Raw genomic sequence first — 24,951 nt, 5'->3', positions numbered from 1 at the left:
AGAACAGACAGTAACCCGGGACAATTACCGGGCTACTGCTGTGAGTTAAAGCAGGAAAAGACTCGAGGCTAAATAGTCTCCCCTATTTATACAGCTTAAAACTCTGCGCTAGCACGTAAATACCAATAACCACCATTAAAGCCAAATGGTGATGTGAGGGCATGACGTACCCCGAGATATCGCAACGTGGGCTCCTGCTCATCATCAGGCATTACGTCAAAGATATTCTCGCCCCCCAACGACAATTTATAATTTTCATACAGCGTAAACGTCGCTTCGATATCAACGAGAATTTCACTGCCATAACTATAGGTATCACTGGCATCCCCAGCACCAAACAACCCGCCTGTTGATTCCCAACTGCCATAGCGATTAAAACGCAGGTACCCTGCAAATAAATCACCCGTATCGAGGTCAAAAGTTAAAGTCGTTCGATCACTGGGAACTTGGTTTTCCAGGTCAAATACCCGTGAGGCATTGATGGTATTTGGCGTAACACTGGTAACTTCCTGGCGATTGTGATTGTGGCGTAAATCCACCACTAATAAACTTTCAAAAATCTCGAAATCACTGGTAACTGCCAGATCTATACCTGACACTTCCGAGTCATAAGCATTGACGAAATAGTTTGCATTGCTGCCGTTGAGTAGTGCTGCATTTTCTATACCGGCATTTTGCAACAGAATCACTTCGTCATCTCCGATGGCATTGTTGCGCAGAGCCAGGCGATCCTCGATGTCGATGTTGTAGTAATCTATTGTCACACTGGTATTGTCCAGTGGGGCAAAAACCGCACCCAAGGTGAAACTGGTGGATTCCTCCGGTTCCAGCTCAACGGCTCCGAGCGCTGATGCCACCGGATGAGCCACAGGGTAGGTTCCATTGGGTATCAGGTTGCCACTGGAGTCTGTCGTAGTAGTAACATTTAAGGTATTCACCTGTCCGGGTGTTGGCGCCCTGAAACCAGTATTTACCGTCGCTCGAAATGCCAGTTGTTCATTCACATCATACCGTGCTGACAATTTCCAATCCGATGTCGAGCCAAACTCATCATATTCCTCTAACCGTAAAGCCGCTCCCAAAGTCAGAGCCTCAGTCAGGTCGGCTTCAAGGTCAATATAAGCTGCAATACTCTCACTACTGAAACTGCCCAGCGCTTCAATCGGGAACCCCTGAAAACCATCTGAACCCACACCAAAATACGCAGCAGTTGGACCTACCTCAGTGGACGCTGCATCCCCCCTACCAATTGAGTAAGTCTCTTCACGCCACTCAGCGCCGAATGCAAGGTTCAATGGCGAAGCAAAAGCCATGACATCAATAGGGTAGACAAAATCCGCATTGAGGCTGGACTCTTCCTGCGTGAGGGTTCCCGGCTTGAAGGAAGTAGGAGACAAAATACCCAAGCTTGGATTGATGGAATTTTTCAGGACATAGTCCACTTCATTTTCAGCCAAACGTCCGCGTAGATCCCAGGAGAGACCATTGGCAAGCTCTCCACGCGCCCCGAATACAGCAGCGATATCATAAATATCTGCACCGAATTCAGGGTTGTAGCCGCCGGGGAACTGAGTATAAATTGGGTTCCGCAACACGTACCCACTGTCGCTGGAAGTATCTGCTACCAGGTAATCCGAGGGGTTTAGGCCTTGCGCCAAAATAGAATCCACTAAAGACTGGGGAGCTGGATCGGGCATGTAGTCGATACTATTCGGATCAAGGGGGTCATTGGGGCTGTCTACTTGCAGGGTACCTCTCGCAGTAAACTGGTGTTCTGGGTCGAGCACCGGTCCACGATAGAAAAAGTCAGAAATTGTTTCATTTTGTGAATAACCGAAGTTTCCATAGAGCTCTACCGAATCAGAGATCTCCAGGCCGCTGTTAATAAAAAACTTCAGGGACTCAACATCGGGATCACCCCATCTCTGACCCAAGCCATCCAGTGGTACTAAATTATTTCCCACAACTGATCCTACCTGCTGCGCATCTGGCCGCGCTTCGCTACGCCAGGTTTTATCTGCGCGGGAAAATTCAACGGTGCCATTAATAAATCCTGCATTACCCAGCGCAAATCCCGTATTAGCGGCAATACTCATCCGGGTTCCATCCCCTTCAAAATACTCCCCTGTCTGAGCTGATAAGCTAAATCCCTCTGCATCATCCTTCAGGATAATGTTAACGACACCGGCAATCGCATCGGAGCCATATTGTGCTGAAGCGCCATCACGCAAAACCTCAACTCGCTCTATAGCCATAGAGGGTAGCGCCGAAAAGTCGACGGCTTGGGCACCCTGGTTAACTGTGCCCAGAGGGGCAAGCTGCAAATTAACCAGCGCAGAGCGATGGCGGCGGGTTCCATTGACCAGTACCAAAGTTTGATCTGGAGATAAATTACGTAAAGTTACCGGGCGGATAAAAGCGGTACCATCAGCAATTGGAAATCTCTGCGTATTAAATGAAGGGGCAATTTTTGCCAGGGACTCAGTAAGATCAAAGCTCGCTTGATCCGCAATGTCCTCTCCGCCAACCACATCTACCGGAGAAAGAGTCTCGGTGGGAGATACACCCTCTTTGCGTGTACCTGTGGTTATCACTTCCTCCATTGCCCGATCAGCAGTATTAGAGGCACCCTCTTCCTTTTCCTCAGCAATCGCATACCCACCAGAGTTAAAAATCGCAACTGCCACCGCCAATGACAAAGGTCTCAACAAGTAACGCTTCATATTCACCACCCTCTCTTCTCATTATTAACATCAAACAGAACATCACCGGATAATTCATCAAAGCAATGCAAATCAAATTAGATCCGTGCAGGGGTTAAACAAAAAAAGCCGCATACTGACGTTCCGTCTAATTGCATCCATGCCAGAAATTAGTGCACGCCTAGGGTAGATCTTTTACGCGATTAAATGTCAACTTCCAACAAATCAAAAAATTAATGTCGCGATATTTATTTTAAAAGGAGGAGGTACACGTTTAGCAAATGCCAAAAACTGCCAAACGTGACTTTTAGAAAGGCTGAAGCAAAAGTGACAGCAATGAGTTCACTTAAAAAAATAAATAGGTGAAATCAGCACCGTCTATTGAGGTGTATAAGTAACGTCAACCTCATAATCCGATCCCAGACGACTGTAGCCCCGCACCATAAAATAGGCTTCACTCTCACCACTTGGCACGGTTAAGGAACAGTTCTCAGAGCTATCTCCCTCATAGGGACGGCAATCGTAATAGCGCCAAGTAGGTGCCGCACCAAAACGGACATATAGATCGGCATCATTAGTACCGGTCATATCCGCGATAAAATCTGTACCGGGCGTTACACTGAGAGGTCCATAGTGATCCTCCGAACCTCGACCCACATCACCACTAAAGGTTTCTGTTTGTTCCTCACCGGGGTCTGGATCGGGATCGGGGTCCGGATCGGGGTCTGGGCCCGGATCATCCCCTATATAACCCTTGGCCAATTCAGCGACATAGGCAGCAGCAAGCTTTCCAAACTTCACCGCATGACTGGCATCTCCACCACTATTAGCGAGGGTATCACTTGAAGTGTGGATATAAGGGTTTGAGCCATTAAAAGTCGCCTCAAAAGGAAAGGAAACCGGATAACCCTGGTTATACCAAGATGCGTGATCAGAACACGCATAACCACAATAAGTTGTTCCAACAGTGAGGCCGCTCAGGTAGGTCTGGGCCAGATCCTCAAGAAAGCTATTCTGGGCACTATTGGTGTAATCTCCAATAATATAGATATCACTATTTGAGCCATAGTAATTGGTCATATCCAACTGCAAGGCACCTATCACATTTTTATTCTGTGATTTGTAATCGCTGGCAATATCATCTGACCCCCGCAGCCCCACTTCCTCAGCAGCGTACCCCATAAAAGCCAGCGTTTTATCCGGCTTATAGTCTGTAGCGACAATTGCATGAATGACGTCAGTCAATGTTGCTATGCCAGACGCATCATCGTCAGCCCCCGGCGCTCTCGTACCTTCACCAGTGCCAAAACCGACCGTAGAATCCAGGTGCGCCCCCAGCACGATAATTTCATCCGGGTCAGTTTGCCCCTGAATCGTCAAAATTACGGAGGGTTGCGCCCAACTATGGCTATAAAGTTCGACAGAGGCATCACTTCGTGAATTCGTTAATGCCTGCCACTCATCCCTTATCCACTCAGCACCATCCACGCCGGTTGAAGTGGTGTAATAGCGATTAGTAAAATTCGACAAACTTTGAATAGTCGACCGTATATTAGACTCTGAGATCTCTGCTTGCAGGGCGTTAACCACATCTGCATTATCAATAGAGTAAGCGATCACGTTATTCACTGTTGTCGTCAGCGATGAAATCTGGGCAGCTTCTGCTTCCTCCAATGAGTCATGTACCATAAAGCCGCCACAACGGTTATGGTTGATGTGCATCAGAGTCGATATTTCGGAAAGATTCTTTTCATTAACTTTTAGAATAGTGACTCCGTTACGTTCCTCACCTTGAATCGCGAGTGGTTGCTTGGCAACCAGGCTACTGTTTTGCTTTAAGGTTTTATAACCATCACTACCTATAGTTATCCACAGCTCTTCTGCCATAACAGCGCCGGGGAGTGCAAGAACCCCAACTAAAGACCTACTAATAATTTTTTTCATTATCTTCTCCACATTAAGTTAGCCCCCTGCGAATCCCTGATATTTCAAAAACACAGGCAGGCAATAAACACACATGCAAGAAGCCTGCACAAACAGCAGTTTTGAATCTCAATAATATTCAAATAATACAAAAATCAATAAGGATGGAACTACAGGCCATACCTATAAACAATCGCGGACAATCCAGAAATATTTTTATTATTCGAATTTCGAAAAGCGCAGAGAGAACAAACAAAACCGGATTGACCAATCCGGCAAGGAAAAGCTAGCACATTCAAATAAATACTAAAACAATTTGGCATCTTTCAGCGTAAGAGCCGCAATAAACTTTAAGTGGATCACAAATACACAAAAAACATAGAATATAAAAACACTATTAATAGCAAATAGAACTAGGAATAATTTCTGAACTAAAGGGTTTTTCAGCCCTTTATTTTAATTAGATCTACAAGAAGAATTTTAAGATTGCAACTCACACAGAATCTACCCAACCAGGAAGCCTCCTTTTTAATCCCTGCTGGTTTTGTAAAGCAGCGGCTGCACATAAAACGGTCTCATCAGCATATTTTCTGCCTACTATTTGCAGACCTACTGGCAGACCATTCCCTGAAAAACCGCAATTGATTGATATTGCCGGATGGCCTGATAAATTGAAGGGGTAGGTATAAGGTGTCCAGGAATACCATAGAGAGCCTGGATTATTATCCGGCACATTGGCCCCAGCACTAAATGCGGTAATGGGTAAAGTTGGGGTCACTAAAAGATCATATTTCAGAAAAAATTCCTGTAATCGCTCGACAAAGTTATCTCGCCACTTCAGCGCGTCGAGATAATCAGGTAAGGATAATTTGTCCGCTTGTTCTGCGACCTCCAACAATTGGGGATCCGCCAGTTGACGCCTGGTACTATCCATCGCCCTAAAGATGCTCGCTATCCCCGCGCAAAATAGACAGCCAAAAGATGCACTAGCATCATCAATACCTGGGTCAACCTCTACAACTTCAGCACCCAATTCCTGGAAGTGCATTACACTAGCAGAAACGTTGCTCACCACCATGGGATCAGGTTCTACGTAACCAAGACTGGGGCTGTAAGCAATACGCAACTTTCCTGTTCTTTCAATCAACCTTCCCTCTGTAGCTGCAAGGAAATCAATGTTCCGACGTGGTATTGCGCGGATATCCCGATGATCCGGTTCACTGATTACATTCATCATCAGTGCACAGTCTTCCACCGTCGATGCTAAGGGCCCCACATGCACTAGGGAGGAGAAGGTACCTAATGGCCAATGGGGAACCTGTCCAAAACTCGGTTTGAACCCAACTGTGCCGCAAAAGCTGGCTGGAATCCGGATAGATCCACCACCATCAGCCCCCACAGCTAGAGGGCTCAATCCCAGTGATACTGCAACCGCGGCCCCACCACTCGAACCACCCGATGTCTTATCCCTATCCCAGGGGTTTCTCGTAATACCGTCTATGGCGTTATCCGTCACCGCCTTCCAACCAAACTCCGGTGTCGTGGTTTTCCCTATTGGCGTGTACCCGTTGCGCTGTAATGCCGCAATGCAAGGGGCCACACATCCCAGCGTCGTCTCTGGATCAATTATTTGGGAGCCGAAAACCGTTGGCCACATCGGTGTATAGAAAACATCCTTTATTGCCACTGGCACCCCATCAAGTAACCCCCTCGCATTACCAGACATATAGCGGTGTTCAGCTTCCCGCGCATAGGCGAGGCTTGTCTTTCTGTCAATCAAACAAAAAGCCTTAACATGCCTATTAAGTCGCTCAATTTGGTTGAGTAACTCCTCGGTAACCTCAACCGGTGAGAAAGACTTCTTCCTGTATCCATGCAACAGCTCAAGAGCTGTCATCCCAACGAAATCGCCCATCGAGTAAGCCTTCCAATTACTGATCCGCTAACTTCATCAGACTAGTCGTCGGTAGCTAACTACTTGCTCCACCTTCTCTTAAAAAGATCCGATGGAATAATTTCACGCAATACAGAAAGTTCAGCTTCCAGTCAGGAAATTCACAGTAAGCTTTGGTGAAATCACCGACACGGATAACCGCTGTGAAATTTCCCTCTCAAATTGCACTCCTCTTTCTTTTAGTTTCATTGATCTCGGGATGTGCCACCATGAGCGAAGATGAATGCTATGTCGCAGACTGGCAGGCAATCGGGTATGAAGACGGTGCAGCAGGTCGAGACATTTCTTATTTAGGGGGGCGTCGTGAGGCTTGTGCAAAGTACGGTGTGTCAGTCAATACAACGGCTTATCGCAATGGGCGAACTGAAGGGCTGGAGCTTTTTTGCACCGAGCTACGCGGCTTTGACCAGGGTCGCTCTGGCAACAGCTATAACGGGGTCTGCCCCGCAGACCTCGAAGGGTTATTCTTGCGGGGATACAATTCAGGCCAGGATATTTTTCTTGCCAAATCTGCTGTCGAGGAACTGGTATCCGCAATTCATGACCTGGAACTGGCAAGAGAGCATATTCTCGATGATATGACAGATATCGGTGCTTTATTGGTAGATGAGACAGTCGACAACTCTGAGCGGGTGACCTTGCTCGCTGATATTGCTCGCCTAAAGGTCAGGCATTCAGAACTGGGGATGGAAATTACTGGCTTGCAGTTCGAACTAATGCAACGAGAAGCCGAGTATCAGGAAGTATTGGCCCGTTCCCCCTACCTGTAACTCTGCTCTAAAATCCCATAAGAGCCAAGATTACCTCTGCGGGCCCTAATCTGCAGAGGTTAATTCCTGTCTCTATCTATTGTCGTGAATCAACCATTTCTAATCCCGGTCTCCATCACTACCAAACTGGCACCATATGATAAATGGAAAAAGTAGGCCTCCTACAAAAGGCAGGCTTGCAGCGGTTGCCCCCTATTCGACTTATAGACCACCAGGAAATTTGCACCAAAGAACCAAGTAAAAAGACAGTTTCAAGAAAAATTATTCTCTATATTTCGGGCAATTGGATCAGTGCTGGTCTTTTATCCTACCCCGCATTGACTTCACCTGAGAGCGACGACTTTTTGCTTGCAGGCGACGCTCCTTGGCACCACGACTGGGTTTTGTGGCCACGCGGAATTTTGGCTTAAATGCAGCTTTATCCACCAGTTCCTGCAGTCGCTCCAGGGCATCCAGGCGGTTTTTCTCCTGGGTTCGGAACCTCTGAGCCTTGATAACCACCACGCCATCAGAGGAGATTCGACGATCTTTTAACTTTAAAAGACCATCCTTAATCAACTGTGGAAGTGAAGAAGCCCGAATATCAAACCGCAGATGAATTGCACTGGAAACTTTATTTACATTTTGGCCACCGGCGCCTTGTGCTCGTATCGCACTCATTTCGATTTCTTCTTGAGGGACAGACACCTTCCCTTTTCCATAAACCATAAACACCCAATGCCCGAGTTACATCATTTTACTAAAAATACAAAATCTAATGACCATTCTGCCCAAATAGTGCAGCTATTAACCAGCCCCACAACACAGATACAATTCGCCATTGACAGAAATCAAATTATAAAAAAATGCTTCCTATAAAATGAGCGTATCTAGGGGTAAACCTCATTTACCGGGAAACCCTCATTAAGTAATATTGCGCCAGCCGAATAAAAGCTATTAAAGGGGCCTTAAAGGCCAACCAGGATTTGCGGAATGATTTGTGACTTATTTTCAAGTCATAGTCAAATCCGCTAAGATTGCCCGGCTTCCTAGAAGTACTGGAGCAAAGAACAATAAAGACTCGCGCCCTGTAGTTTCCTCTGGACTGCTCCCGATGTCTCCGCGGGTGTGAGATTACCGCGACAAGGAGAAAACCATGCATAACGCCAAGCGTAGCCTCGCAGCGGCCATAGCACTCGCAACAATGACAAGCTCTGCGGCTTTTGCCAAAGAGGCAGCCTTTTCCCAGGTTATCGCCTTCGGTGACAGCCTGACCGATGTCGGCAACTACGATGTATTCACTAATGGGGGCGACGATCGCGAAGTAGCCATTAGTCTTTTATCCCAGAATCTGGGCCTGGGTGCCGTAACTCCGTCTTGTGCAGGTATGGAATCTTCCTTTTGCCTACCCACCGTAGACCCCTCACTGAGTGCAGAGGAACTTGAAGCTTCCGTTACTGCTCAGATTGCTGCTGGCTTGAGCAATGCCGGTACAGGCTGGGCCGTAGGCGGGCACAAAGCAGCTGATGTTCTGATGAATATCATCGGTCCCGACAACTATGCAGCCTACCTGCAGGCATATGGCCTGGAGGCTGACCCGAGCCGTCATAACCTGTTAAGCGCCCTGATGCCAACCACTGGTGACGAAGGCTTAACTCCCAGCTACCCGGACTCCGAACTCCTGACCCAATTGCTGGTACAACAGGCCACTGCAGCCCAATTAGTAGCCCAAGCCGAAGCTGCCCTGGCAGAAGGTGATACCGCAACTTATGCTGACCTGATGACCCAAGCTTCTGCTATGGGCGACGCCATTGAGGGCACCTTTGCTGATCTTATAGCCACTACTGGAACTTCCGGTAACCCACACCCACTGGGAATGGGCTACCTGGAAAGTACTCTGGGAAGTGCTGATCACAACGCTCTCTATTGGGTAAACGGCGGTGGTAACGACTTACTCAGCGGTTTCGAAGATGTCGTCGCTGGCACCTCAACCATCGAAGAAGTCACTGCGGATCTGGACGTTGCATCAACAATGCTGGCAAGCGCAGCTGGCGCTCTATCCGATGCAGGTGCCAATTACATCCTCGTATCCAATGTACCGGATGTCAGCAAAACTCCTGGCGTTTACGCTGCTGCATATGAAGCCGTTTACTCCAGCGACAATGCAGAGGCTCTGCAAGCTGCAGTTGATGCTGGACTAGTGAGCCAGGAAGATGCGGATGCCCAGCTGGCCACCGCCTTCGAAGAGATACTTTTCGAAGCAAGTAGCACTTCTGAAACCTTCAACTCAGCACTGTTAGCTAAGGCCAAGGATATCGACGGCGTTCTGATGGTTGACCAGGCAGGTATCCTGAAAGTCGCCCTCAATAACCCAACCATCTTTGGTTTATCCTCCTCAGAGAACCAACTGTTTTGTTACGACGGCAGTGGCAACGACTGTATTGAGCATTCCGTTTACGGCATTAACGGCACCGACCCCGATGCAGACAAGCTGATCTTCAACGACAGTGTTCACCCCACTCAAATTGGTCAGGAAATCCTCGGTGACTACTACACCGCAATCGTGAATGCTGCTCAGGTTGCCGGTCAGCTGCCAGATATCGCAATCCAGGCTACTCGCACCCACACCAACAGCCTTGACGAGAGCCTGGCCAGTGTTCGTTACCGCTCCGCTCAGACTGGCGTTTTCGCCGGTAGCTCCCTGGGTAACGTCGACTACGATACAGATTACACCGCCAATGTCAGGGGAGATGGCTACTCCAATATTCTCGGCATGACTTTCGCCGTGCGCGACAATGCGGAAATCGGTTTTGCAGTAAGCCGCTCCAATATTGATGTGGATAATTCACAGCTTGCTATTGATTCCACCTCAACCAACTACAGCGTTTTTGGCCGCATGCACTACGACATTTTCTTTGTCGAAAGTAACGCGACCCTGACCGATGTAGATTACGATGACGTCAGCCGTTCTGTCTCTCTGGGCGACACTTATAACGGTAACCTGACCGGGAATACCTCTGGCGAGAACTTGTCCTTGGGTATCACTGCCGGTGCCAACCTGCTCAACAGCGAAACCTTCCAGTTCGGTCCATTTGTAAGCTTCACCAAGGTAACTACGGATGTAGATGGCTACACCGAAGATGCCATCGAAGGCTTTACCTATACCGACCTGAGTGGCAATGAGCTCGACCCGCTGGGTATGCACTACGGTGATCAAGAGCGCCGCCTGAGAAATATGCGTTTTGGTGCTTTCGCCAATAAGAGCTGGGACACCATTAATGCCTATGCAGAAATTTGGTATGAAGACACCAACGGTACTGAAGAAGACACTATTGAAGTGGGTGTAAAATCCATGGAAGGCAATATGAATGCCATGCCTAGCTATGCCAGTGTCGACGAAGGTATCTTCAACGGTGGTATGGGTATGATTGCCGGTATTCGCTGGCAAGCAGCTGACGCTATCGCTGTTAGCGCAACGGTCGCTTCCCGCCCAACGACTGAATCTGCCTCTGTCAATTTGACTTACCGCTTCTAAGTGGTAACTGTGCCCCCTGCCAGGGGGCACAGCCTCCCCTTCTATTTAATTTAACTACGATTCTTCTCACCTCAGAGCCTTCCCTCATCAGTGAAACTGAACAAATAGGGGCCGTCCAAATGCTCCGACTAGAAACTGACAACCTGGTTATTCAAGAGCTTAATGAAGACCGGGATAACGGTTTAATGCTGGCACTACTCAATGATGCCGATTTTCTAAAGAATATTGGCGATCGCGGAGTTCGCACAAAAAGTGAGGCTCGCAACTATATCCTAAATGGTCCCATTGCCATGTATCGTGAGCACGGCTTTGGTATGTATAAAGTATCCTTGAAAAATGGCACTGCAATAGGCATCTGCGGACTGGTTAAGCGAGAGGGGCTCAATGGAGCCGATATTGGTTTTGCCTTTTTACCCGATTATCGTGGCCAGGGGTTTGCTTTAGAAGCTGCCAAAGCTGTAATGACGTACGCCAGGGATATACTGGGATTAACGCGAATCCTTGCGATTGCACAACCAGAAAATAAACCCTCTATACGATTACTGGAAAAACTCGGCCTAGCCCACGAGAAGCAAATTGTATTGCCAGGCGAGACTGAGAAACTGGCTTTAATGGCCTGGCACAAAGACGCAGCTGAAATAACAAACTAGAATAAAAAGTATTTCTTAAGAAAGTTATTCTGATATACAACGTCGCTGCACCTTGATAATAAAAATACCACACAGACCCTGTGGTTTTTCATTGACATGCAACCATGCTGGTCTAGTCTCCAACTTACTATTAAGGAGAGGACTGCCATGATTATCGCAACCGATATGCCAGAAGTCAGTCGATGTGCCGCCAGCCAATGCGCTTATAACGCCAATGATGCTTGCCACGCCAGAGCAATTACCATTGGCGACGGTGCCGATCCCGACTGTGATACTTTCTTCACCAACTCCCGTCATACAAGCAGCTCCCGTACCGCCGGCGTTGGTGCCTGCAAAATGGAAGACTGTAAATTTAATGATGACTTCGAGTGCTCAGCAGAAAGTATTCAAATTGGGCTGACAGGAAAATCCCAGCACTGCCAGAGCTACACTCACTGACTAGGCAACCAACAACCCAATAAAAAAGCCCGGATCAACACTCACCGGGCTTTTCTATTAATCGGGGGCGATTAACTCACAGGTTCAAGTGAAGCCTCTTTTGAGCCCTCACTCACCGCAGTACGAGGCTCCCATACAATCCCCTTGGTATCCACGTGTTGTTTAAATAAAGGCTGATAATGAGCTTCAAGTACCTTTCGCTTAATCTTTAGTGTCGGCGTTAGGAATTCATTGAGGGGAGTCCACTCTTCCTTGGTAATAAAGATGGTCTTAATCCGCTCATGTTGCGGTAACTTATCATTTACCGAAGTCAGTAGCTTCTGCAAATGCTCATTAACTTCCTCCCGTGGTAATTTTTCAGCGGACTCGGAGATAGTCACCAGCATTACCGGCTGATCCATACCGTGCCCCAGGACACAGAGCTGGGCCAGCATTGTCTCATTACCAAAAAATCCTTCGAGTCGGCTGGGCTGAATAAACTTGCCTTTACTGGTTTTGAAAGTCTCTGAAATACGCCCAGTAATATGTACCAGGCCGTCTTTATCAATAAATCCAGAATCACCCGTGTGGTAATAACCATCCCGTATTACCTCTGCGGTTTTTTCAGGTTCAAGATAGTATCCCTTCATCAAGGAACCGCTCTTAAAGAGTATCTCCCCTTCCTCAGAAATCTTAACTTCACAGCCATGGTAAGGCTTACCAACCGTCCCCGGCACAGGATCTTCCCCCGGCGGAGCAAAGCAACCGTAAATAAAATTCTCGGTCATACCGTAGCCATCGGCCACCTTCATTCCCATACGGTGGTACCAGCGCAGTAGTTCAATGGAAATAGGGGACGCACCGCTAACCAATATTTCTGCATCATCCAACCCCAGACCATTGCGAACTTTCTTTCTTAACCAGGTATTGATTCCAGGAATACGTAGCAGTACTTCTTGCAGCGACGGCGGGATTTTTTCATCAATTCCCTCTTTAAACTTGGTCCAAAGGCGAGGAACCGAGAAGAACATCGTCGGACGCGTTCGCTTTAAATCTTCCAGGAAAGTATCCAGAGATTCGGGGAAATGAATTGGGGTACCAGAATACAAACAATGGAATTCAACCAATATCCGCTCTGCGGCATGAGCTAAGGGCAAATAAGAAAGAACACGGTCATTCTCATCCATTCCATAACCGCGAATCATATTTGGGGAGACAAAAACCACCGAAGACCAGCTATGCATAACCCCTTTTGGATTACCTGTAGTTCCAGAGGTGTACATGATCGTAAAGATATCATCCAGATCAAAGGTCGGCTTTTCCTCAAAACGCTCACTCTCTTTGATTAGGGTTTCCAGATCCTGGTCACAACGGATCTCACAGCGTTGGATAGCAACCGAGGGCAGCATATCAGCAACTTCCTGTAGAGCCGCATTATTGTCGGTGGCCCCACAGAAAAGCATCTTCGATTCAGAGTGCTGTAAAACATAAGTCATCGAGGAGACAGATTGACCTGGGTAAAGCGGCACGCTGATCATTCCCGCCAGCATGATACCCACATCCGCAATAATCCAGTCCGCACAATTTTTGCCGTGAATAGCGATGCGATCACCGGGCTCGTACTGAGCGCGCAAGTAGCCAGCAATCCTGCGAGCCCGATCCATTACCTCACCCCAGGTATAGTCTCTCCATTGCCGCTGCTGCATTTGGCGAAGAAAGACCGTATCAGCCTGCTGCGCCTCCCTCTGATAAAGAAGCTCTAAAGGTTGCAGGCCCTTCACCTTCTCGTACTTTTCTTCCGGGGTCATCGCTAGTCCTCTCTGATTATTGTGTTTTTTTTAATTATGAGCAGTATCATTTGTCCGGGCAGATTGCACCAATATGCAGCACACCCTGAGCGGAGTTACCAAGATAACTAAGCAGTAAAGCCATTAAATAACGACTTTTACCCGGCTTGGCTAGATCCGCCGAATGAATATGGCAGATGAAACACCTAAAAAGGCAGAATCTCTGACAGTTATTGTTTTACCTTAAGTTACTGAAGATCAGCTATTAGTGCAATTATTGTTATCAACCATAAAATGCGAATGGCTGGTCACAAAGGAGCAGGCTCTTTGCTGCTTAATTGGGACATCAGGTCTAACAAAAGTATCCCCTTTATCAGGACGCTACTTACTAATAGAACTAAAAACTAGTGCATTGTGGTACACAGTGTCACATGAATGTAATTCGAAATGACTTTTGATTTCTTAAAAATTTAATCCGCACTAATTTCTAATTTGATATCAGGCTTACAGAAAAACAACCTGAGACAACAAGCAAAAACAAATAGCAACACCCAACTTAAAAGCCCGAAAACTACAAAAGCTTTCTTTTAGTAAGTGCAAGCACTCAGGTAAACAAAAAAACGACAAAAATCCACGGAGACTTAAAATCTATTTAAGGCAATTAATACATTAACCTTAATTTAATTAAGAGCATTAACAGCTCTTAAATATTGAAAACAGCCGCCTCAATACTTCAGAGAAAATAACTTTAATTTCTCAATCAAGAATATACTTTCAGAGCTCGCAACAGCGAAAGCATTGTCAGTTTTGTTTAAAAATAGATGTGTTTAACTGGGCGTTAAAAGCGAGATTGAGGAGGGAGAAATGGGGAGAGGGATGTGAAAAACACCCCCCTCTCCTACAAATTGTATTAACCTACCTTTTCTCCGTGAGCCTGCTTATCAGCATGGTAAGAAGAACGTACCAAGGGACCACAGGCCGCGTGCTTAAAGCCGATTTGCTCGGCGTAGCGGCGATACTCTTCAAACTCATCCGGATGGACGTAGCGTTGTACCGGCAAGTGTTCTTTACTCGGTTGCAGATACTGGCCGATCGTAAGCATATCGATATCATGCTCGCGCATATCGTCCATTACCTGGAAAATTTCCTCTTTCTCCTCACCTAGGCCAACCATCAGCCCGGACTTGGTCAGTACGTCAGGGCGGCGCTTTTTGTATTCCTGCAGCAGCTTTAAAGACCACTTGTAATTGGCACCGGGACGAGACTCTTTATACAGGCGTGGCACAGTTTCCAAGTTATGGTTAAACACATCCGGAGCTTCTTTCTCCAGAATGTCCAGCGCTACATCCATACGGCCGCGGAAATCCGGAGTGAGAATTTCCACTTGCAGGTTCGGGGATTGCGCTCTCGATTCACGAATACAATTGGCAAAATGCTCGGCGCCACCATCGCGCAAGTCATCCCGGTCAACAGAGGTGATTACCACATAGCGCAAACTCATTGCAGCAATGGCATCTGCCAGGTTCTTAGGCTCTTCCGGGTCCAGTGGATTGGGCTTACCGTGGCCCACGTCGCAGAAAGGACAGCGACGGGTACAGATTTCACCCATGATCATAAATGTCGCGGTACCGCCACTAAAGCACTCTCCCAAATTAGGGCAGCTCGCTTCTTCACAAACCGTTGACAGTTTTTGTGAGCGGAGAATACTTTTGATGCGATCCACTTCTTTTGAAGCGGGAACCTTTACGCGAATCCAGTCAGGCTTACGCAGCAGGTTATCGCTGGCAATTACCTTCACCGGGATACGCTCTACCTTATCGCCATCGCGAAGTTTCTCCCCCTGCTGGAGGCGGCGAGTGCGCTTAACGGGCACCAGGTCGGGTTTATCAGCCATTACTTAATTCCTGCTGTTCTGCGCTCAGCTGCGCAAATACTTTTTCATCAATGGGTTGCCACTGGGCGTCGGGCAACTGAAGAGTGTGGAGCAGCTCGCGTACAAAAATCTCGGCGACCTGGCTCCAACTCGGGGTTGGTTCCAATATTTCTGCCATCTGCACCATCTGCATCCCCGCATAGCCACAGGGGTTGATCCGCAGGAATGGAGCCAGATCCATATCGATATTGATGGCGATACCGTGGAAACTGCACCCCCGCCGAACTCGCAATCCGATAGAGGCAATCTTACTTCCCGCACGTGGGCCTTCAGTGAGGTAGACCCCAGGCGCATCGGCCCTGGGTGCCGCTGCAACACCAAAAGTTTCCAGCATTGCCACCGTGGCAGTCTCCAGGGCAGTGACCAGATCACGCACGCCGATTTTTGCTCTGCGTAGGTCCAACAAAGGGTACACCACCAGCTGGCCGGGGCCGTGATAAGTCACCTGTCCCCCACGATCCACCTGAACCACGGGTATATCACCGGTATTCAGCAGGTGCTCGGCTTTGCCTGCCTGCCCCTGGGTGAAAACCGGCTCGTGCTCTACACACCATATCTCGTCGACACTTTCGCCATCGCGACTATCGGTATAGCGCGACATGGCCTGCCAGACACTCTTGTAATCTCGCCGCGCAAGATCGCGAACAATGGTCATCAGAGCACCATATGCACAGCGGGGTGCTGTTTCAGTTCTTCAAATAATGCTTTGAGCTGCTCCTCACCAGTGGCGAGGATAAAGAAAGTCATTGAGGTGAATTTACCAGTACTACTGTCACGCAAGGTAACGCGCTCTTCATCCAGGCCGGGGGCATGGCGACGCATCACATCCAGTACAAATTCGTGCGCCTCATCATTGGCATCACGCACGACCTTGACCATGTAGTCTTCGCAGGGAAATTCAATTTTCGGGGCTTTTTGATTGGGATCTTGACTCATACCACTCTCCGGGGCCGGGCTGTTAGATATTGAGAAAAGCTTAGGCACAGCCGGGCGGCGATTATACAGCGGCTAAACAGCAGTGGACAGTGAGCAAAAGGGGAAGTGGACAGAGAGTGGGGAGGGATGGACAGGGATGGGAATGATTCCCATCCCTAAATCAGCAATTAGCTAAAAAAGCCCATTACAAAGCGCTTGATGGAGTCCCACATGCGCTTGAAGAAACCGGCACGCTCCACATCTTCGGCAGCAACGGCTTTAACATCGGCGACAGTCTCACCATCCAGGGTCACAACAACTTTACCCACTGGCTGGCCCTTCTGTACAGGCGCTTCCAGCTCGCCATCCACAATCAGGTCGGCCTTAATGCCTTCCTCACCGCCTCGGGGGATGGTAACGAATACATCTTTAGCTACGGCAATACCCACGCTGGGCTCTTTACCACCCCAGACACGCTCCGTCTGCAACTCTTCACCCTGACCATAGACCTTGTGGGTTTGGTAGTAGCGGAAGCCGTAGGCGAGCAGTTTTTGGGTTTCAGAGGCGCGCTTCTCATCACTGTCGGTGCCGACAACAATAGCAACCAGGCGCATGCCGCGCTTCATTGCAGAAGCTACCAGGCAGTACCCTGCTTCTTCCGTATGGCCGGTCTTAATTCCATCTACAGAGGAATCGCGCCACAGCAAACGGTTGCGGTTGGGCTGGTTAATGCCGGAGTAGCTGAAATACTTCTCGGAATAAATATCGTAATGCTCTGGGTGGTCCATTATCAGCGCGCGCGCCAGTACACCCAGGTCATGGGCAGTCGTTACATGCCCCTCTGCAGGCCAGCCAGTGGCGTTGACGAAGTTAGTATCTTCCATTCCCAGCAGCTCTGCCTGCTGGTTCATAACTTCGGCAAAGACCTCCTCACTACCGGAGACGTGTTCTGCCAGGGCGATACTCGCATCGTTACCGGATTGAATAATCACACCGCGCATCAAGTCGATAACCGGCACCTGGTCACCCACTTTAACAAACATCTTGGAGCCACCCTTGCGCCAGGCCTTTTCAGAGATACGAACCATATCGTTTTCTTTGATGCTTCCCTTAAGGATCTCCTCAGAAACGATATAGGCCGTCATCATCTTGGTTAGGCTTGCCGGCGGTACCGGAGTATCCGCCTCGTGCTCAACCAGGACCTGACCGGTATTGGCATCTAAGAGCAGGTAAGACTTTGCTGCCAATTGAGGCGGTGCAGGGATAAGAGATTGCGCCTGGGCCAGGCCCGCACATAACAACAGGAAAGAACAGGCGATAATCCGTGTGATCATAGGTATATGTCTCGTCATTCCTCGTTTTCGTTGGCTTAACCTGCAACGAAATCTACAAGGTTAATCAGCGGCACTAGAGCTTGTCACCAAACGCCGCCTATCATTACAAAATTACAAAATACAAGAAAAAACGCGTCAATGCGCACTATTTTGTGAACGGGTATTCAAATGACTGCCACCGATAGCATCAGTCACAATCATTTAAGGCAGATATCACCCTTCCCTATTGATACCCAAAAGCCCACAACACTATTCGTAAACTACTTGTGGCTGTCCAAATTGCTTTTGCTCAACAGTTTCCCGCGCTGTTGCCAAAGCTCTCTGCTGGGTGAGTGGGCCAATTCGAACTCGATAATAAGTCTTGCCGCCACTCTGAACAGAACTAACAGCAACAGGATAGTCAATGGCCGCTGCCAATTGGGTGCGAATTTCCTGGGCCTGCGCGGAACTGCTATAAGCACCAACTTGCAGATAGGTATTGTCGGGCAACTTGATAGTCGTATCTTCCGCCAAACCAGCGGTGCCATCACTATTGGCCAGCACTTCATTGGCCGCCGGCAACGCGGCCGGGTCCAGAGCCTCTACCTCAACCCGAGCAATGCCTTTATCAATGTATCCGAGCTTTTGCGCAGCAGTATAACTGAGGTCGATGATGCGCCCATGCACAAAGGGCCCCCGATCGTTTACCCGCACGATAATACTGCGGCCATTGTCGAGATTGGTGACCTTGGCATAGCTGGGCAGTGGTAGCGTTTTATGGGCAGCAGACATGGCATACATATTGTAGACCTCGCCATTTGCAGTGCGTCGGCCGTGGAACTTTGTTCCATACCAGGAAGCCTGCCCCACCTCTTTATAGCCCTTGACGTCATTGCGTACACGATACGTGACACCGTTGACCTTATAGGGGGATTTATTGCCGGCGTCGCCGATCGGCTCGCGGACAGGGATCGGCTCAGGGGCTGCTTGCATATTTACCGGAGCAGCAGGGCCACTATCCTTGATGCTATTAAAGTCCGGCTGCTTGGTATTTTCGGTTTTCTGTGGTTTTGGCTGCGGGCCACTACAGGCCGCTAATATCAGGACCGCCAGGGCCACTCCCCAACGCGCTTTGCACTGAAACATAATCCCCCCGGCGCGCGACAACTTATTGCTGCCGTCTCCAAGCCGCTATTATCTGGAACTGCTAAATAAAATAGAAAAATATGAACGCTAAAAACCCAAATGGTTCCCTCCATTTGGGTTAAATTTAGCTGCGGGACTGAAGCCGCCTTAAGACTTGCCGCCTCTCGCTTTAACGATCTCTTGGGCCAGGTCATTGACGGCCATAGCGTAGAGACGACTGCGGTTATAGCGGGTGATAGTCGCGAAATTATTCAAACCGAGCCAATACTGTTTACCCTGCTCAGTTTGCAGGGAGAATACGTTGGCCGGCATTTCCGGAGCCACCTGGCTAGTAGCGTTAAAGCCTTTGTCCGCCAATTCTCCAACGGTCCACTGCGGCTGCAGAGTATCGTTGACGATTGTCATGTCCGCATTCGGGCGGGGGCTGGCCAGTACCGCGACCGGTTCACCGGGCTTCCATCCATGTTTAACGAAATAGTTAGCCACACTGCCGATCGCATCGGTAGGGTTGTTCCATATATCCGCCTTGCCATCGTCGCTGAAGTCCACCGCATAAGAGCGGTAGCTTGAAGGCATGAATTGACCGTAGCCCATAGCCCCGGCATAAGAGCCCTTGAGAGCCAAGGGGTCCATATCCTGCTCACGAGTCAGCAGAAGGTAGTTTTCTAACTCTTTGGTAAAAAACGCAGAGCGACGGGGGTAGTTAAATGCCAGCGTGGAAAGTGCATCCAGAACCCGGTAGCCGCCCATATTACCGCCGTATCGGGTTTCGATACCGATAATGGCAACGATCATTTCAGCGGGCACACCGTATTTCTTTTCAGCCTCAGCCAGGGCCTCGGCATTTTGATCCCAAAAGTCTACCCCACCGGCAATGCTCTGCGGGGTGAGAAACATTTTGCGATATTCATGCCAGGGCTTGGCTTTCTCGGCTGGCCGTTTGATCGCCTTTAGGATGGAGTCTTTGCGCTTGGCCTCACGCATCAGAGTCTGCATTTCTTCGCGATTAAAATCGTGCTCTTCCACCATATAATCTACGAATTCTTGCGCTTGTTTATTATTTCCATGACCCGGTTCCTGCGCACAGGCGGCGAGGGCCAGTCCCATCCCGATTAATAATCCCGAGGTCCACTTCAAAACGACCGCTCCTGTCTTCATCTCGCGTCTCTAAATCCGGTAATTGTCCCTATGCAGTGCTCCTCAAAAGTGAACTCTGCGCCGCTCAGTGCCAACAGCCATCAACAAGCCAAATCCGGCCATCAATGTAATCAAGGATGTCCCGCCGTAACTAATCACTGGCAAAGGCACCCCCACCACCGGCAACAATCCTGTAACCATACCAATGTTTACAAATACATAGACAAAAAAAGTGAGGGTAATACTCCCCGCCAACAGTCGGCCAAATACGTGCTGGGCCATAAAGCTGATGTAAATGCCGCGGGAAATAATCAGTACATATAGCAAAAGCAGCAACAGGGCGCCGCGCATACCCCACTCCTCCGACAGTACCGCGATAATAAAATCGGTATGGCTCTCCGGCAGGAAATCGAGCTGTGACTGGGTTCCCTGCAGGTAGCCTTTGCCGTAAACACCACCGGAGCCGATAGCCGCTTTAGAGTTAAATATATTCCAACCAGCACCAAAACGGTCATCATCTGGGTTGAGTAGGGTCAAAATTCGCTGCCGCTGGTAATCGTGGAGCCCCCAGTGCCAAATTGGATAGGCAGCAACCAACAGCGCCATTGCTGCCGCACTGATCATCTTCCAACTCAACCCCGCTAGATACAGGGCAAAAAGACCGGACGCCGCAATCAGGATCGAAGTCCCCAAATCCGGTTGCCGTACGATAAGAGCTGCGGGAATCGCCACAATTGCCAAAGCTCCAATCACTGTGGTCAGTGATGGCGGCAAACGGCGTTGATGCAGGTAAGCTGCCACTGCCATGGGGACACCGAGCTTCATCACTTCCGATGGCTGGAAGCGAAACCCGCCTATCTCCAGCCAGCGCTGTGCCCCCATCGCCTTGGTGCCAAAGAACAATACCCCAACCAATAGCGCACAACCGGCCAAATAGGCCCAGGGGGACCAGCGCCGATAAAAATCCAGAGGGATTTGCGCAACGATAAACATGCCCACAAAGGCCACGCACATAAAAATTGACTGGCGCCGCACATAGTTCATATCACCGCCAGAAGCGCTGTACAGCACTCCAAGTCCTACAGCGGCCAACACCAACAACAGTACCAGTAGCGGTATATCAATATGCAGGCGGCGTGAGAGACTGACCGGCTTGCGCAGACTGCCGTGGGCATCTGACAAACGGTGGGAGAAATCGCGACTAGCCATTGCCAGCCCCCTCGCTCAAATAAGTGGTATCCGCCGTCTTCTGCGGTTCCAACTGCGGGCGTGACATCCACTCCGCAAATAGCTCTCTTGCCACCGGAGCAGCGACCTTGCCGCCGCCCTCACCATTTTCGACTAATACCGAAACAGCGATACGGGGGTTATCCACAGGCGCGAAGGCCACAAACAGGGCGTGGTCTCGGTGGCGCTCTTGCAGGGCCTCTGAGTCATAGCGCTCCCCCTGGGCAATACCGACCACCTGAGCGGTACCGGACTTACCCGCCACGCGGAAGTCCAGATCTTTACCTGCCCGTTTCCCGGTACCGGTACGGTGGTTGACTACAGCCTCCATTCCCTCGAATACCAAATCCCAGTGATCAGGGCGGGCCTCGAGGTTGTGCAGTATCTCGGGAGGTTGTTCCACCCCGTTGATCGACTTGACCATCTGCGGGCGGTAGTGGGTACCGCGATTGGCAATCGTGGCAGTCATTACTGCAAGCTGCAGTGGCGTCGCCAACACAAACCCCTGCCCCAGCACCGCATTCAAACTGTCACCGGGGAACCAGGGCATTCCGCGGGCGCCGCGCTTCCAGTCTCGGGAGGGAAATAGTCCAGAGCGCTCCATGGGCAGATCAATCCCTGTCTTGCTGCCCAAGCCAAAATGAGAGGCGATACTGTGCATATCATCGATATCCCAGCGGTGCGCCATATCCCAAAAGTAGACGTCACAGCTCTGCGCCATGGCCTGTATCAGATCCACTTTCTCACCGTGCCCCCAGCGCACGTGGTCGCGGTAGATACGCGGATCGTTGGGCAGCTTGTAAAAGCCGGGGTCCTTGACCGTACTCTCTCGAGTAATAATGCCCGCCTGGAGTCCACCCAGCCCCATCAACGGCTTTAAAGTGGAACCCGGTGGATACTGACCCTGCACCGCCCGATTAAACAGGGGCACATCGAGGGAATCGCTGAGGGCGCGATAGTCGGCAAAGCTGATGCCGGTCACAAACAAATTGGGGTCGAAGGACGGCTTGCTGACAAACGCCAACACGCCACCGCTATTTACATCGATCGCAACTACTGCACCGCGACGATCTCCCAGGGCATCAGAGGCGACTTGTTGCAGTTGAGTATCCAGGTTGAGCACCAGATCCGAGCCCGGTTTGGGGTCCTGGCGCTCCAGTACTCGTAAAACCCGGCCACGAGCATTAATTTCAACATTTTCATAACCGACCTCACCAAGCAGGAGGTCCTCGTAGGAGCGTTCCAACCCAACCTTACCGATGCTACGGGTACCGCGATAGCGGCGCACATCATCCTCGGTAAAGTTACTCAGGTCCCGGTCACTGATTCGCCCCACATAGCCCACACTGTGGGCAAATAAATCCCCGAGGGAGTAGTAGCGCACCAACTCCGCCTCCACTGACACCCCAGGCATACGGAATTGATTAACACTGATCCGTGCGATTTCATCTTCGTTCAAACGAAACCGGAGAGGCACTGGCTCATAGGGGCGCCGGCGCTTGAGGCGTTTCTGGAATTTGGTGACATCATTTTCATCGAGTCGCACCAGGTTACCGATCAGCTCTAGCGTGGCATCCATATCGCGAACGCGCTCGCGAACAATCGACAAGTTATAACTGGCGCGGTTATCGGCTAGCAAAATGCCGTTGCGGTCGTAGATCAATCCGCGGGTCGGCGCGACCGGGCGCACCTGGATGCGGTTCTCATCAGATTGAGTGCGGTAGTCTTCGTAATTAACCACCTGGAGGTTGTAGAAACGCGCTACGAGAACACCCAGTAAAAAGATAACCCCCACAAGCGCCACCAACATACGATTGCGAAACAATCGCTGCTCGGTATGGGGGTCCTTGAGATGGTAATCGTGCGGCATCAGAATTTATTCGATGGTTTTTGACTGGCGTGCAAAAAATCTAATTCCCTACATTAACACAGGGCGAGTCAGGAGAGAGAACCGAGTCGGCAAATCTCTCCGCGACTTATCGCAAATATTTTATTTGTGGTAGGGATGGCCGGCCAATAATGTCCAGGCGCGATAAATTTGTTCAGCCAGAACCACCCTCACTAGCGGGTGTGGCAAGGTCAGTGGGGACAGAGACCAGCGCTGGCGTGCACGGGCGAGGCAGTCTTCGGATAAACCGTCGGGCCCGCCAATTAACAGGCTGATATTTTCCCCGAGCATTTGCCAATCACTTAATTGCGCCGACAACTGCTCGGTACTCCAGGGCTTGCCTTTCACATCGAGCGCTACCACGTGGTCCCGCGGTCCCAAAGCGGCGAGCATCGCCTCGCCCTCTTTTTTTCGCGCTTTTTCAATCAGGGCTGCAGAGCTCTTTTGGCCTCGTTGGCCGAGTGGAATTTCCACCATTTCCAGAGCAATTTCCCGGGGCAGGCGCTTAGCGTACTCGGCGTAGCCCTCCTGCACCCAAGCCGGCATTTTTCCACCGGCGGCAAGAATGCGGATTTTCACAGCAATTAACCCTGGTGCGGATCACTGCCATCGGCATCGTCACGGGTATTCGGAGTCATAGACCAGAGTTTTTCCAGATCGTAGAAACCGCGAACATCTGCGAGCATCACGTGAACAACCAAGTCACCGTAGTCGACTAATACCCACTCACCCTGTTCGACACCTTCAACACCAATGGGGCGAATGCCTTCTTTTTTCAGCTCGTCTACAACGTTCTCTGCCAGGGACTTAACCTGGCGGCTGGAAGTACCAGTACAGATCAGCAGATTGTCCATTACATCTGAAAGCCCGGAAACATCCAAGGAAACAATATCCTTACCTTTCAAATCTTCCAGCGCATTGAGAGCGATATCTTTAATATTTGTCATAACACCTTGATTCATTGCGGGTCGCCTGAAGCAACCTCTGTATAAAGTCGATGATCTTCTATGTACTGCAACACAGTTGCGGGCAGCAAATAGCGTGGCGACTGGCCACTTTTAATTAATTCGCGAATTTGCGTCGCGGAAATCGGCAACATAGTCTGCTCCCGCAACAGCAGGCAACCACATGCTCGTGTATGCAAGTCTGCAACCGTGCCCCGATGATTCCCCAGCAGTTCTGCCAGAGGGCCATGTTCTTCGCTATCGCGATCTGGCAGGTGCCAGCCCGGCCGTGTTACTACCACCAGATGTGCCAGCTCCAAGAGGCGCTCCCAGCGGTGCCAGCGGTGCAGACTCAATAGGGAGTCCAATCCCATGCAGAAACTGATGGAGGTTTCACCTCCCAGTTCACTGCGCAGCTCCTCCAGGGTATCTACCGTATAAGTAGCTCCGCCACGATGGAGTTCTCGCTCATCCAGGGTGAGCTCATCACACCCCTCAAGCGCCAGAGCCAGCATTTCGCTACGCTGGCGGGACGATACACCTGGCGTCTGCCGGTGGGCAGGCTGGTGGCTGGGTAGCAGGCGCATTTCATCAAATTCGAGCACCTGGCGCAGCTCCAGCGCCATGCGCAAATGACCGAGATGAATCGGATCAAAGGTTCCGCCAAACAGGGCCAACTTATGCCTTTTGCTCGCCACAATTATTTCTCGTACCCCCCGCACTCGCTGCCC

20 protein-coding genes are annotated in these 24,951 nt (G+C 49.9%); 4 read left to right on the top strand and 16 right to left on the bottom strand.

Annotation, left to right across the window (positions count from 1 at the left end; genetic code table 11):
- Nucleotides 1-95 precede the first annotated feature (95 nt).
- The 3 genes from ACJJIR_RS04035 to ACJJIR_RS04025 all read right to left on the bottom strand — a co-directional run bounded on the left by ACJJIR_RS04035 (nt 96) and on the right by ACJJIR_RS04025 (nt 6,540).
- Nucleotides 96-2,723, bottom strand: coding sequence for a TonB-dependent receptor plug domain-containing protein (locus ACJJIR_RS04035; protein WP_444907418.1), 2,628 nt, complete (start codon nt 2,721-2,723; stop codon nt 96-98).
- Between the two features lie 357 nt (nt 2,724-3,080).
- Complete coding sequence (locus ACJJIR_RS04030) at nt 3,081-4,646, bottom strand: M28 family peptidase (RefSeq protein WP_444907417.1); 1,566 nt, start codon at nt 4,644-4,646, stop codon at nt 3,081-3,083.
- A 472-nt stretch (nt 4,647-5,118) separates the two neighbouring features.
- Nucleotides 5,119-6,540, bottom strand: a complete 1,422-nt coding sequence (locus ACJJIR_RS04025) for an amidase (protein WP_444907416.1) — start codon at nt 6,538-6,540, stop codon at nt 5,119-5,121.
- A gap of 248 nt (nt 6,541-6,788) precedes the next feature.
- Here ACJJIR_RS04025 and ACJJIR_RS04020 point away from each other — a divergent pair, with 248 nt between their 5' ends.
- Entirely contained in the window at nt 6,789-7,349 is a 561-nt protein-coding gene (locus tag ACJJIR_RS04020) for a DUF2799 domain-containing protein (protein ID WP_444907415.1), read from the top strand.
- A 288-nt stretch (nt 7,350-7,637) separates the two neighbouring features.
- On the opposite strand, the gene arfB is transcribed toward ACJJIR_RS04020, so the two are convergent.
- Nucleotides 7,638-8,009, bottom strand: a complete 372-nt coding sequence (gene arfB, locus ACJJIR_RS04015; protein ID WP_444907414.1) for an alternative ribosome rescue aminoacyl-tRNA hydrolase ArfB — start codon at nt 8,007-8,009, stop codon at nt 7,638-7,640.
- Nucleotides 8,010-8,484: 475 nt separating this feature from the next.
- Here arfB and ACJJIR_RS04010 point away from each other — a divergent pair, with 475 nt between their 5' ends.
- The 3 genes from ACJJIR_RS04010 to ACJJIR_RS04000 all read left to right on the top strand — a co-directional run bounded on the left by ACJJIR_RS04010 (nt 8,485) and on the right by ACJJIR_RS04000 (nt 11,951).
- A complete protein-coding gene (locus tag ACJJIR_RS04010; protein ID WP_413663137.1) occupies nt 8,485-10,863 on the top strand; it encodes an autotransporter domain-containing protein in 2,379 nt (792 codons plus the stop codon).
- Nucleotides 10,864-10,982: 119 nt separating this feature from the next.
- Complete coding sequence (locus tag ACJJIR_RS04005; RefSeq protein ID WP_444907413.1) at nt 10,983-11,513, top strand: GNAT family N-acetyltransferase; 531 nt, start codon at nt 10,983-10,985, stop codon at nt 11,511-11,513.
- Nucleotides 11,514-11,660: 147 nt separating this feature from the next.
- Nucleotides 11,661-11,951: a DUF1540 domain-containing protein gene (locus ACJJIR_RS04000; RefSeq protein WP_413663139.1), complete on the top strand. Its 291-nt coding sequence runs from the start codon at nt 11,661-11,663 to the stop codon at nt 11,949-11,951.
- Nucleotides 11,952-12,022: 71 nt separating this feature from the next.
- On the opposite strand, the gene ACJJIR_RS03995 is transcribed toward ACJJIR_RS04000, so the two are convergent.
- From ACJJIR_RS03995 to nadD, 12 genes are all read right to left on the bottom strand, one after another.
- Nucleotides 12,023-13,738 (bottom strand): AMP-binding protein, encoded by a 1,716-nt coding sequence (locus ACJJIR_RS03995; RefSeq protein ID WP_444907412.1) that lies wholly within the window; start codon nt 13,736-13,738, stop codon nt 12,023-12,025.
- 889 nt (nt 13,739-14,627) lie between these two features.
- Entirely contained in the window at nt 14,628-15,611 is a 984-nt protein-coding gene (gene lipA, locus ACJJIR_RS03990; RefSeq protein ID WP_108734311.1) for a lipoyl synthase, read from the bottom strand.
- Nucleotides 15,604-16,305: a lipoyl(octanoyl) transferase LipB gene (gene lipB, locus ACJJIR_RS03985; protein ID WP_282931474.1), complete on the bottom strand. Its 702-nt coding sequence runs from the start codon at nt 16,303-16,305 to the stop codon at nt 15,604-15,606. The genes lipA and lipB overlap by 8 nt, the downstream gene beginning before the upstream one ends.
- Nucleotides 16,305-16,586, bottom strand: coding sequence for an HP0495 family protein (locus tag ACJJIR_RS03980; RefSeq protein ID WP_282931473.1), 282 nt, complete (start codon nt 16,584-16,586; stop codon nt 16,305-16,307). The genes lipB and ACJJIR_RS03980 overlap by 1 nt, the downstream gene beginning before the upstream one ends.
- Before the next feature lie 167 nt (nt 16,587-16,753).
- Nucleotides 16,754-17,899: a D-alanyl-D-alanine carboxypeptidase family protein gene (locus ACJJIR_RS03975; protein WP_282931472.1), complete on the bottom strand. Its 1,146-nt coding sequence runs from the start codon at nt 17,897-17,899 to the stop codon at nt 16,754-16,756.
- A 249-nt stretch (nt 17,900-18,148) separates the two neighbouring features.
- Nucleotides 18,149-19,024, bottom strand: a complete 876-nt coding sequence (locus ACJJIR_RS03970; protein WP_282931471.1) for a septal ring lytic transglycosylase RlpA family protein — start codon at nt 19,022-19,024, stop codon at nt 18,149-18,151.
- A gap of 147 nt (nt 19,025-19,171) precedes the next feature.
- A complete protein-coding gene (mltB, locus tag ACJJIR_RS03965; RefSeq protein ID WP_413663142.1) occupies nt 19,172-20,182 on the bottom strand; it encodes a lytic murein transglycosylase B in 1,011 nt (336 codons plus the stop codon).
- Between the two features lie 42 nt (nt 20,183-20,224).
- Complete coding sequence (gene rodA, locus ACJJIR_RS03960) at nt 20,225-21,370, bottom strand: rod shape-determining protein RodA (RefSeq protein WP_444907411.1); 1,146 nt, start codon at nt 21,368-21,370, stop codon at nt 20,225-20,227.
- The gene (mrdA, locus tag ACJJIR_RS03955) at nt 21,363-23,258 is read right to left on the bottom strand and encodes a penicillin-binding protein 2 (protein ID WP_444907410.1); all 1,896 of its coding nucleotides are present in this window, start codon (nt 23,256-23,258) and stop codon (nt 21,363-21,365) included. Before mrdA ends, rodA begins: the two co-directional genes overlap by 8 nt.
- A gap of 120 nt (nt 23,259-23,378) precedes the next feature.
- A complete protein-coding gene (gene rlmH, locus ACJJIR_RS03950) occupies nt 23,379-23,855 on the bottom strand; it encodes a 23S rRNA (pseudouridine(1915)-N(3))-methyltransferase RlmH (protein WP_444896240.1) in 477 nt (158 codons plus the stop codon).
- A 5-nt stretch (nt 23,856-23,860) separates the two neighbouring features.
- Nucleotides 23,861-24,238 (bottom strand): ribosome silencing factor, encoded by a 378-nt coding sequence (rsfS, locus tag ACJJIR_RS03945; RefSeq protein ID WP_238152049.1) that lies wholly within the window; start codon nt 24,236-24,238, stop codon nt 23,861-23,863.
- Nucleotides 24,235-24,918, bottom strand: a complete 684-nt coding sequence (gene nadD / locus ACJJIR_RS03940) for a nicotinate-nucleotide adenylyltransferase (protein WP_444907409.1) — start codon at nt 24,916-24,918, stop codon at nt 24,235-24,237. Before nadD ends, rsfS begins: the two co-directional genes overlap by 4 nt.
- Between the last annotated feature and the right edge of the window lie 33 nt (nt 24,919-24,951).

It is taken from the genome of Microbulbifer maximicatervae (SeqCode) (assembly GCF_052467385.1).
This window is presented reverse-complemented; position numbering and strand designations above follow the sequence as displayed.